We start from the raw sequence: 9396 nt of genomic DNA, 5'->3' as shown, positions 1-9396 counted from the left end.
TTCGTGATTTTAACTCCTGAAACCTTGACGTAACCCGTTGCCAAATCACTACATCTTTACCACTACCAAGCCAAGCTCATATGGTACTAAGTTTATCTGTTCTGCAACTAAGACCGGCTTATTGACAGAATTTTTGTTGTTTTGTCAAGTAGTTCAAAAGTTCGGCTTCTTTGACCTGCTCCCTACCCATCACCCATTACCCATTACCCATTACCTATTCCCTATTACCCATCACCCATCACCCATCACCCATCACCCATCACCCATCACCCATTACCTATTACCTATTACCCATCACCCATTACCCATTACCTATTACCTATTACCTATTACCTATTACCCATTACCTATTACCTATTACCCATTACCTATTACCTATTACCTATGACTAATTATCAGCTAACTATTCAACAAAGAACTGAAGATTTTGCGATTCGTGTAATCAAAGCTTACTCTGAACTCAACAAGAGACATTTTGATGATGCTGGAAAAGTATTAGCCAAACAGTTTCTTAGAAGTGGTACAAGTATTGGAGCCAATTGTGCCGAAGCTATTTATGCTCAATCAAAAAAGGATTTTATCTCCAAATATTCTATTGCTTTGAAAGAAGCTTCAGAAACACAATATTGGATTAGAATCATGGTTAAATCTCAGCTTGTTACTGAACAAAACTTTTCGCTGATGCAACAAGAAATTGTTACAATAATCAAAATCCTAACTTCCATAATCAACAAACTAAAATCAAAGGAATAGGTAATGGGTGATGGGTAATAGGTAATAGGTAATGGGTAATGGGTAATGGGTGATGGGTGATGGGTGATGGGTAATAGGTGATAAGTAATGGGTAATAGGTAATGGGTGATGGGTGATAGGTAATGGGTAATAGGTAATGGGTAATAGGTGATGGGTAATGGGTAATAGGTGATAAGTAATGGGTAATAGGGAATAGGTAATAGGGATGCGCTGCATCTTCAGGTGCGACCCGTGGCGAATTTAATAATTAGATGCGGAAAGCGCACCTAACAGGGAATCAGCTTCAAAGAATACTGTACCTCATAACTGTGATCAACGCTATATTTACCATTAGAGCAAGCAATTACCCATGAGGGGCTATAGATCAGGTAAAACTATTCGGCAAAAGTGACATGCTCCCTCTATTACCTATAACCTATTAAATATAACCTATTAAATATAACCTATCAGGGTAAGCGCAAGAATCAATAAACCGTGGCTTATTGAGAAAAAGACCGCGTCATTATCAACAACTTAACTCTATTGCGAGTACAGTTCTACGAGATTATAGGGGTTTCGAGCCACGATCAACCGATATCCAGCCAATGCACATTATGGGCAATTTTTTCTTGCGCTTACCCTGTATAACCTATTAAATATAACCTATTACCCATTACTTATCACCTATAACCTATTACCCATTACCTATAACCTATTACCCATCACCCATCACCCATCACCCATCACCCATCACCCATCACCCATCACCCATCACCCATCACCTAATACCTATTACCTATTACCTATTACCCATCACCTATTACCTATTACCCATTACCTATTACCCATTACCTATTACCCATTACCTAATACCTATTACCTATTACCAAATCATGGAAAAACGCGGCAAAACCACCAGCATCACCAGTCGATTTCCTCATTTCTATGACGGAGCCAATGTTGAGAGTTTGCTCTACCAATTTATTGATGTCTTTGGCTTCTTGCTGGAGTCAGGGGAAACCGACTTGCTCGCTGTGATGCGTTCCCATCATGTGGATACCGCTGACAATGAAGGGTCTCAAGGCTTTATTGCTGCCCAAAAGGGAGATTTAGATCAACTTTTTGCTCTCTACTTAGAAGCGTTAGGGGGCACCTCTCAACTGGTAAAGGTAAGTCACCAGTTTAGTCCAGGGAGTATTAAAAATGTCAGTAACTTGGCCAAGAAACTTCATCAAGGCAGGGATGAACTGTCTCAGTATTTGCGTGATGCACTTGATCCGCATACCAAGACCCTTCTGGAGCGCTATCAGGTTGCCCAGGCTCAATTTAACCTAGAGTCTTTCAGGGATCTGCCCGGTCTAGCCATTCAGCTATTGGTTGCTACCGATCAACTCAGTCATTATCTCAAAATTCACTTGCCCCCAGAAACCCTGGAACTGCTCAATCACTATGACGGTTTCCCCCCGCTGCCTGAACCCCTACAGCAGGGACTGGTGCAAACACTCAACCAACAGCTGGTTAATCCCTCCCTCTACCGGAAAAATAAGCCATACTTCCAAACCCTGACTCTCAGCAAAGCCGCTCAGCAATTGCTGGCACAACAGCCCATCGGGGAAGACCGACAACGTCTCAATCGCTTGTTGTTAGAAGCCGCCTATCCAGACTATATCAGCCCTAGCCATATTCCCACTCTGGCTGAGGTAGAGCAGGGGTTAATTAAGGGCTTGAATCACTCTCTACAAGACCCCTTACTCTACCAAAAAACTGATCAACCCCAATCCCAAACCCTTCCGGCAGGAACTGATCTGATTATCCAAAATCGGCAATTGCTGGAAGCAGCCTATCCCAATGAGATTGCCAAGAGTTATGCTCCTTACCGAGAGCGACTAAAAGGCTTGATTCAAATCCTCCGTCAAGGAGCTGCTACCAAGCCAGGGATTATTGATTTGGTTGCTGCCAACTTGGGAATTTTAGGAGATTCTCCCGCCGCTCAAGCCGCCAAGAAAACCATTCAAATTCAAGAGTTCATGCCTCGGCTGACTCAGTTACATCCTCCTAATCAGCCAGAACATCGCTACTTGCTGACACTTCAGGAAGAATTTGAGGTCTATAACCCCAACCCGCAGCCAGAGGAAATCGAAATTTTCCTGGCAGTTCAGCCAACTCTGCCTGTGGTATTATACAATCTGCGAATTGTTAACTGCGATACTGAAGCATCGGTTGTTTACAAGGGAAAAGTAGAGGCCAATGATGTATTGTCCTTTCGAGAGGATATCGTTGATGTTAACGGTAAACCTTATGCAACAGAAGGAACGCCCCTACTACCAACCCACACCTCTCGCTGGCGGCTGGAAGCAGAGTTAGCTGAGGGGTATCCCCTGGCACGATTTGACCAACAGCGCTTTGATCAAACCACCTTTGTCTTGAGTGAAACCGTCGCCTCTCTGGAAATGAGATTCTACAAACTCACCCCAGGGGTGTTTGATGTAAAAATTCCTTGGGATATTCCCGGCTTTACTGATAAGTTTCAGGAAGCAGGGGATCATCCTCGTCATCAAATTGCTGGAATTATTGACAAGGTTAAAGCCGCTGGTGTTTTGGGGATTATTACCTATCAGAAGCGCTTTCAGGAAACTCACGAGATAGTAGCAGAGTTAACTGTTGAACGTTCTCCGTTTAGGGAAGAACATCTTGCCGAAGATCACCTTACTATTAGTAGTAAGCAGGTTCCCTATCCAGAGGGAGTAGTCCACGAAATGTCGGATAATCTGCTTACTTGTGGAGTATTTGACTATACTGGCTTTGATAGCGGGAATCGTTTTGCTTGAGAGGGAGTAGGGAGTAGGGAGTAGGGAATGTAGAATTAAGAATTAAGAATTAAGAATGTAGAATGTAGAATTAAGAATGTAGAATGTAGAATGTAGAATTAAGAATTAAGAATGTAGAATTAAGAATGGTTAATCTAACTTCTAACTTCTAACTTCTAACTTCTAACTTCTAACTTCCCGATTCCCAATTCTAAATCCTAAATTCCCGATTCGACATTGGTGGTGCGTTACGGTGCGGGCTGTAACAAAACTGGCTCTCGGTGTTGAAGATGAGGGCAAGCCCGCCCCTAACACACCCTACGCACTAACTTCCCGATTCCCGATTCCCGATTCCCGATTCCCGATTCCCGTTCCCCTCCTGGGAGGGGTTAGGGGTGGGTTCCGATTCCCAATTCCCAAGGGTGCATCTCCTAAAAGCTGTTTGACACGGTGGTGCGTTACGGGGCGGGCTATCCAAAGCCTGGCTACGAGGCGGAAAATGAGGCCCCCCCTGAAGCACCACTAGCAACTTTTTTACAAATATGAGATGCACCCATTCCCAATTCCCCATTCCCAATTCCCCATTCCCCATTCTTCATTCTTCCTTCTAAATTCCCCATTCCCCATTCCCAATTCCCCATTCCCCATTCCCCATTCCCCATTCCCCATTCTACCTTCTAAATTCTAAATTCTAAATTCTAAATTCTAAATTCTAAATTCTAAATTCTTAATATGAAAATTGCCGAAAGCCTCGACATGAAAGGTAGGTTAACTATCCAAAAATATAATTCTCAAGCTCAGCTGGTGGATGAAGTTAAAGCTGACAACTCGATTGTTTATACAGGGCGGGAATTAGTGGCTAAGTTATTTACTAATCAAAAAATTGATCCGATCCGCTACATCGCAGTAGGTACTGGCAACACCGCTGTTAAGCCAGCTAATGATACCCAACTGGGACAGGAGGTGTTTCGTAAACAAATTAAAAATTTTGACCCCTCCAAAGATTTAATAGAGACTGGAGAAGATGACGGTAAAAAATGTCAAATTCGGTTATCTGTAGACCTAGATTTTGGAGAACCAAAAAGTCAGCCAGTTGCTTTAACTGAGGCAGGTTTGTTCAATAGCCTAGAAAAAGGAAAGGGAATCATGTATAATAGAGTAACCTTTCCTCCAATTACCAAGAGCGAAAATTTTAAGTTAACTCTCGTCTGGGAAATTTTGTTTTAGGGATTGGCTAACGATGGTTCAAGAGTTCACTGCAACCAAAAAAAAGCAAGGGGATTTGATTTGTTCAGCTGACTGGAATGCAGCCATGGACGAAGTCACCCGTTTAGGGAAATCAAAACTAGACAAAGAAAGTTTCAGAGGACCACTGACAATTCAGGAATCCTTAACTGTGAATGGAACCCTGAAATTAGAAAAGGGGGTGGCAGTGGCTCAATTCTCCAGTACCCTAAATGGCACAAGCAATTCCGTGCCGACTGAGAGTGCCGTAAAAACCTACGTCGATAGTAAACTCAACAGCCTAAAAGGAAGCGACAGCCTGAAGTTGACTGCAAAGAGCCTGACAGTTAGTGACGCTCTGACAGTAAACGGAGATTTAACGGTCTCCAGTAAAGGAAAACTTTCTTTTGAAAAAGGTACAACAGTAGATGGATTTGTTACCAGTATCAACCCAAACGGAAAATCTAACTCTACTGTAGTACCAACTGAACAAGCAGTGATAGCTTATGTCGAAAGTAAACTAAAGGAGCTAGGTTTCCTAGATTCACAGTAATAGGTAATGGGTGATGGGTAATGGGTAATAGGTAATGGGTAATGGGTAATGGGTAATGGGTAATGGGTGATGGGTGATGGGTAATAGGTAATAGGGGGAGCATGTCACTTATGCCTAATATTTGTACATTATCTATAGCCCCCGGGTAAAAGCCAAGCTCATATTCCCGATTCTCAATTCTCAATTCTCAATTCTCAATTCCCAATTCCCAATTCCCAATTCTCAATTCCCAATTCCCAATTCTCAATTCTCAATTCTCAATTCTCAATTCCCGATTCCCGATTCCCGATTCCCGATTCCCGATTAAAATCCATGACCACAGGATTTAACCCAACACCCAAACAACCAGGCGATCCATTCTACGCCAAAGATTGGAATGAGGCGATCGCAGAAATTGCTCGTTTAGAAAAAACCAAACTAAATCAAGAAGCCGATGGTAGCATCAAAGGTCCACTAACGATTGAAGAAGCCCTAAAAACTAGTGAAACTACTCCCCCGACACTCCAAATTAACGGCCCATTGAAATTACAATCGGACGTGACAGTCAGGGAGTTTTCCAGTGATGGAACTCTTGCAGATAACAGCAATACTGCTGTACCAACTGAAAAGGCGGTAACAACCTATGTCACCAGTGCCGTGGACAAGTTCCAGAAAAGCCGAGACAACTATGCTCAGGTGACAAGCCAAGGTGGCACGGTGAAAAATTTACACCTCAAGGGGAATCTCCAACTGCCACAGGGGTGTAAAGTACAACAGTTTGCTGATACTATAGACACCAGCAGAAAGTCTACCCTAGTGGTGCCAACTGCACAGGCGGTGATTAAGTATGTCAATACTACTCTAGAAAAATATAGTTTTAGTTTAGAGAAAATTAAATTAGCTGATGGTGTATTTTTGGAATTGGTACAGCTCAAGGCTGGTAAATTCATGATGGGTTCGCCCGGAGATGAGTCTGGTAGAGATAGTGACGAAGGCCCCCAGCATCAGGTAACTGTACCAGGGTTCTGGATGGGGAAGTATCAAGTAACCCAGCAGCAGTGGCAAGCCGTTGCTGGTTATGAACAAGTCAAAACAGGGATTAGCACTAACCCCTCTAACTTTAAAGGCCAGTCTCGACCAGTTGAGAGGGTAACCTGGCATGAAGCCAAAGAATTTTGTGCGCGACTCAATCAAAAATTTAAGGGTCAACTCCAGGGTCGAAAATTCCGTTTGCCCAGTGAGGCGGAATGGGAATATGCCTGTCGAGCAGGTACGACAACTAGATATTACTTTGGTGACAATAGCTCACAACTGGGAGACTATGCTTGGTACGATGGTAATTCTGGTAGCAAAACTCATCCAGTAGGACAAAAAAAACCGAATAAATGGAAATTGTATGATATGATGGGTAATGTATGGGAATGGTGTGAAGATACCAGGCATGGCAACTATGATCATGCCCCAGTAGACGGCAGTGCCTGGTTTGATAATGATAATGATAATCGGCTGCTGCGCGGTGGCTCTTGGCACCACAATTCGAGGGGCTGCCGCTGTGCCGATCGCAACTACTCGCCGGACCCCAGGTACAGCTCCTACGGTTTCCGGGTAGTTTGTTCCTAGGCGTGGACTCTTCTTTGCTCTTTCGCCCTTTTGCCCTCTACCCTTTTATTTATTTTATTTTACCCTTTTCCGCCTGCGGCGGAATTTTTTTCTGGAAATGAGTGATTTACCAATTATCCAAAGAACCTACGAGCTGATTAAGTGGTATGTTCCCATTCTAAACCGGTTGCCAAGAGACCATAAGTTCATCCTAGGAGATAGAATCATTTCAGGACTCTATGACCTACTCGACAATCTGATTGTAGCACGGTATGCCCAGGAAAAACTGACAATTTTAAAAAATCTTAACAGTAGACTAGACATCCTGCGCCACCAAACCCGACTCCTGCTGGACTTCAAGCTGATTAAAACTGAGCGCTACGAGTACGCCAGTAAATTGCTCAACGAAATTGGCAAAGAGTTGGGAGGCTGGATTAAACAACAACAAAGACAAGCAAAAAAATGAAACGCTACGGCAATCTTTGGCACCAAGTGACGGAATTTAGCAACTTACTAGCGGCTGCCCGTCAAGCCCAGAAAGGTAAACGGTTTCGTCCTGATGTGCTCGAATTCAATTATAACCTAGAACAACAACTGAGTCAATTACAAGCGGAACTAATCTCCCAAACCTACCACCCTGGTGCCTATAAAACCTTTGAAATCAAGGAACCCAAACCTCGCTTTATCTCAGCTGCTCCCTACCGCGACCGAGTCGTTCACCATGCTCTGTGCAACATCATTGTTCCCATTTTCGAGCGCAGTTTCATCGGTGACTCCTACGCTAACCGGGTCGGTTTTGGTACCCACCGTGCCCTCCGCCGTTTTACCAAATTTGCCCGCTCTAGTAACTATATTCTTCAGTGCGACATTCGCAAATACTTTCCCAGTATAGACCATACCATCCTCAAATCCTTGCTCCGTCGCCAGCTCAAATGTCGGGAAACCCTCTGGTTACTTGACACCATTATTGACAATAGCAACAAACAAGAACTCATCATTGACTATTTCCCCGGTGACGATTTACTTTCCCCCCTCAACAGGCGACGAGGCTTACCCATTGGCAACCTCACCAGTCAGTTGTTTGCTAACGTCTATCTCAACGGCTTCGACCACTTTCTCAAAGAACAAGTCAAAGCAACTAAATATATCCGCTATGTGGATGATTTTGCCCTATTTGCTGATAATCGCACCTTTTTAGCATCAGCCAAACTAGCGATAGAAGACTATCTTGCCAACCTCAGGCTCAAACTTCATCCCATCAAAACTCAGCTATTTGCCACCAAACAGGGAGCGAATTTTCTCGGCTTCCACATTTTGCCAGATTGCCTCCGCGTCCGTACTGAAAATCTGCGCAGGGCAAGACGCAGGCTGCGACGTATGTTGGTAGAATACAAACAAGGTAAAATCACGCGCCAGGAAGTATCCCAATCATTGCAAAGCTGGTTTGCCCATCTAGAACATGGTGATACTTGGCAGTTGCGCCAACAGATATTTAGTTCTCTCCCTTGGGTGAGAAGCTAGAGAAGGGACAGGCACTTTCGGCTGCTGCGCGGTGGCTCTTGGAACAACAATTCGAGGAACTGCCGCTGTGCCAATCGCAACAACAACTCGCCGGACAACAGGAACAACAACAACGGTTTCCGGGTAGTTTGTTCCTAGGCGTGCGCTCTTGGTGTGCCAGAACTTGTGGATGGAAATTCACAGGGTGAGCCATCTCCAAGAGTCCAGACCTGTTCCTGGGAGATCGGTGACGGTCTTGCGAAAATCAAACTAGGTCTGGTAGCTTGGTAGGCTCTCAATCCGAAGAGTTGCCCGACCTTCTACTAGTTGACAATAGGTAATGGGTAATGGGTAATGGGTAATAGGGAATGGGGAATGGGGAATGGGTAATAGAGATCTTGTAGGGTGGGCAAATGGACATGATTGCTGAGGAAATTGCCAAACTCTGATTATTTGCCCACCCTAGCCTAGGGAATGCGATCGCCTTGGTATACTTAAGGACAAATCAGGAAAAAACAGTGAACTCTATCCCGTTAAAACAATTTAAGACTAACATCCAAGACTTGATCAAAAAAGTCATTACTCAGCATATTGCCCTCAAAATTACCGATCCCAATCAGGGAGACTTTATTATTATTAGTGCCGAAGATTGGGAACAACAACAAGAAACCTTGTATGTTTTACAAAATACCAATTTAATGGAACAGATTAACTGTTCTCAAGCTACCCATTCCCAAAATAAAGGCTACTCTCCCAATCAGCAAGAACTAGATGAGATCCTTAGTATTTGAGGGCAAAACTTGGGAAATTTACGAAGACCTTAGGCAAAAAGACTAATGGGTAATGGGTAATGGGTAATGGGTAATAGGTAATAGGTAATAGGTAATAGGTAATAGGTAATAGGTAATAGGTAATAGGTAATAGGTAATAGGTAATAGGTAATAGGTAATAGGTAATAGGTAATAGGTAATAGGTAATAGGTAATAGGTAATAGAGAATTTA

The 9396-nt window shown here is 43.6% G+C and carries 14 protein-coding genes; 12 read left to right on the top strand and 2 right to left on the bottom strand.

Annotation, left to right across the window (positions count from 1 at the left end; translation table 11 throughout):
• Positions 1 to 37: 37 nt before the first annotated feature.
• Both LYNGBM3L_RS43310 and LYNGBM3L_RS11640 read left to right on the top strand, forming a co-directional pair.
• Complete coding sequence (locus tag LYNGBM3L_RS43310) at positions 38 to 388, top strand: hypothetical protein (protein ID WP_154659756.1); 351 nt, start codon at positions 38 to 40, stop codon at positions 386 to 388.
• Entirely contained in the window at positions 385 to 753 is a 369-nt protein-coding gene (locus LYNGBM3L_RS11640) for a four helix bundle protein (RefSeq protein ID WP_008182832.1), read from the top strand. Before LYNGBM3L_RS43310 ends, LYNGBM3L_RS11640 begins: the two co-directional genes overlap by 4 nt.
• Here LYNGBM3L_RS11640 and LYNGBM3L_RS11635 read toward each other — a convergent pair.
• Positions 742 to 969 (bottom strand): hypothetical protein, encoded by a 228-nt coding sequence (locus tag LYNGBM3L_RS11635; RefSeq protein ID WP_048815222.1) that lies wholly within the window; start codon positions 967 to 969, stop codon positions 742 to 744. The genes LYNGBM3L_RS11640 and LYNGBM3L_RS11635 overlap by 12 nt on opposite strands.
• Before the next feature lie 656 nt (positions 970 to 1625).
• Here LYNGBM3L_RS11635 and LYNGBM3L_RS43305 point away from each other — a divergent pair.
• The 10 genes from LYNGBM3L_RS43305 to LYNGBM3L_RS11595 all read left to right on the top strand — a co-directional run bounded on the left by LYNGBM3L_RS43305 (position 1626) and on the right by LYNGBM3L_RS11595 (position 9185).
• Positions 1626 to 3560 carry a hypothetical protein gene (locus LYNGBM3L_RS43305; protein ID WP_008182830.1) on the top strand — a complete coding sequence of 645 codons (1935 nt, stop codon included), beginning with the start codon at positions 1626 to 1628 and terminating at the stop codon, positions 3558 to 3560.
• 232 nt (positions 3561 to 3792) lie between these two features.
• Positions 3793 to 4065, top strand: a complete 273-nt coding sequence (locus LYNGBM3L_RS40425) for a hypothetical protein (RefSeq protein ID WP_131827461.1) — start codon at positions 3793 to 3795, stop codon at positions 4063 to 4065.
• 206 nt (positions 4066 to 4271) lie between these two features.
• Positions 4272 to 4766, top strand: coding sequence for a hypothetical protein (locus tag LYNGBM3L_RS11625; RefSeq protein ID WP_008182825.1), 495 nt, complete (start codon positions 4272 to 4274; stop codon positions 4764 to 4766).
• 13 nt (positions 4767 to 4779) lie between these two features.
• Positions 4780 to 5316: a hypothetical protein gene (locus LYNGBM3L_RS40420; protein WP_008182823.1), complete on the top strand. Its 537-nt coding sequence runs from the start codon at positions 4780 to 4782 to the stop codon at positions 5314 to 5316.
• Between the two features lie 121 nt (positions 5317 to 5437).
• A complete protein-coding gene (locus LYNGBM3L_RS40415; protein ID WP_202799188.1) occupies positions 5438 to 5623 on the top strand; it encodes a hypothetical protein in 186 nt (61 codons plus the stop codon).
• 5 nt (positions 5624 to 5628) lie between these two features.
• The gene (locus LYNGBM3L_RS38235) at positions 5629 to 6915 is read left to right on the top strand and encodes a formylglycine-generating enzyme family protein (RefSeq protein WP_008182821.1); all 1287 of its coding nucleotides are present in this window, start codon (positions 5629 to 5631) and stop codon (positions 6913 to 6915) included.
• Between the two features lie 97 nt (positions 6916 to 7012).
• Entirely contained in the window at positions 7013 to 7360 is a 348-nt protein-coding gene (gene avd / locus LYNGBM3L_RS11610) for a diversity-generating retroelement protein Avd (RefSeq protein WP_008182819.1), read from the top strand.
• Entirely contained in the window at positions 7357 to 8415 is a 1059-nt protein-coding gene (locus tag LYNGBM3L_RS11605) for an RNA-directed DNA polymerase (RefSeq protein ID WP_008182816.1), read from the top strand. Before avd ends, LYNGBM3L_RS11605 begins: the two co-directional genes overlap by 4 nt.
• Complete coding sequence (locus LYNGBM3L_RS50295) at positions 8400 to 8603, top strand: hypothetical protein (protein ID WP_008182814.1); 204 nt, start codon at positions 8400 to 8402, stop codon at positions 8601 to 8603. The genes LYNGBM3L_RS11605 and LYNGBM3L_RS50295 overlap by 16 nt, the downstream gene beginning before the upstream one ends.
• Before the next feature lie 309 nt (positions 8604 to 8912).
• Positions 8913 to 9185 carry a type II toxin-antitoxin system Phd/YefM family antitoxin gene (locus LYNGBM3L_RS11595; protein WP_008182812.1) on the top strand — a complete coding sequence of 91 codons (273 nt, stop codon included), beginning with the start codon at positions 8913 to 8915 and terminating at the stop codon, positions 9183 to 9185.
• 29 nt (positions 9186 to 9214) lie between these two features.
• Here LYNGBM3L_RS11595 and LYNGBM3L_RS45650 read toward each other — a convergent pair.
• The coding region (locus tag LYNGBM3L_RS45650; protein WP_075873703.1) for a hypothetical protein at positions 9215 to 9396 on the bottom strand (182 nt) is incomplete at its 5' end.

The sequence above is a fragment of the Moorena producens 3L genome, from assembly GCF_000211815.1.
Lineage (GTDB): Bacteria > Cyanobacteriota > Cyanobacteriia > Cyanobacteriales > Coleofasciculaceae > Moorena > Moorena producens.
The sequence above is the reverse complement of the archived record's forward strand: the minus strand, read 5'-3'. Positions and strand labels throughout refer to the sequence as shown.

Bases quoted from the DNA above. Each gene is read 5' to 3' on its own strand.
- LYNGBM3L_RS11640 (WP_008182832.1), top strand. From the start codon at position 385: ATGACTAATTATCAGCTAACTATTCAACAAAGAACTGAAGATTTTGCG.
- LYNGBM3L_RS11635 (WP_048815222.1), bottom strand. From the start codon at position 969: ATGCAGCGCATCCCTATTACCTATTCCCTATTACCCATTACTTATCAC.
- LYNGBM3L_RS43305 (WP_008182830.1), top strand. From the start codon at position 1,626: ATGGAAAAACGCGGCAAAACCACCAGCATCACCAGTCGATTTCCTCAT.
- LYNGBM3L_RS11625 (WP_008182825.1), top strand. From the start codon at position 4,272: ATGAAAATTGCCGAAAGCCTCGACATGAAAGGTAGGTTAACTATCCAA.
- LYNGBM3L_RS40420 (WP_008182823.1), top strand. From the start codon at position 4,780: ATGGTTCAAGAGTTCACTGCAACCAAAAAAAAGCAAGGGGATTTGATT.
- LYNGBM3L_RS38235 (WP_008182821.1), top strand. From the start codon at position 5,629: ATGACCACAGGATTTAACCCAACACCCAAACAACCAGGCGATCCATTC.
- avd (WP_008182819.1), top strand. From the start codon at position 7,013: ATGAGTGATTTACCAATTATCCAAAGAACCTACGAGCTGATTAAGTGG.
- LYNGBM3L_RS11605 (WP_008182816.1), top strand. From the start codon at position 7,357: ATGAAACGCTACGGCAATCTTTGGCACCAAGTGACGGAATTTAGCAAC.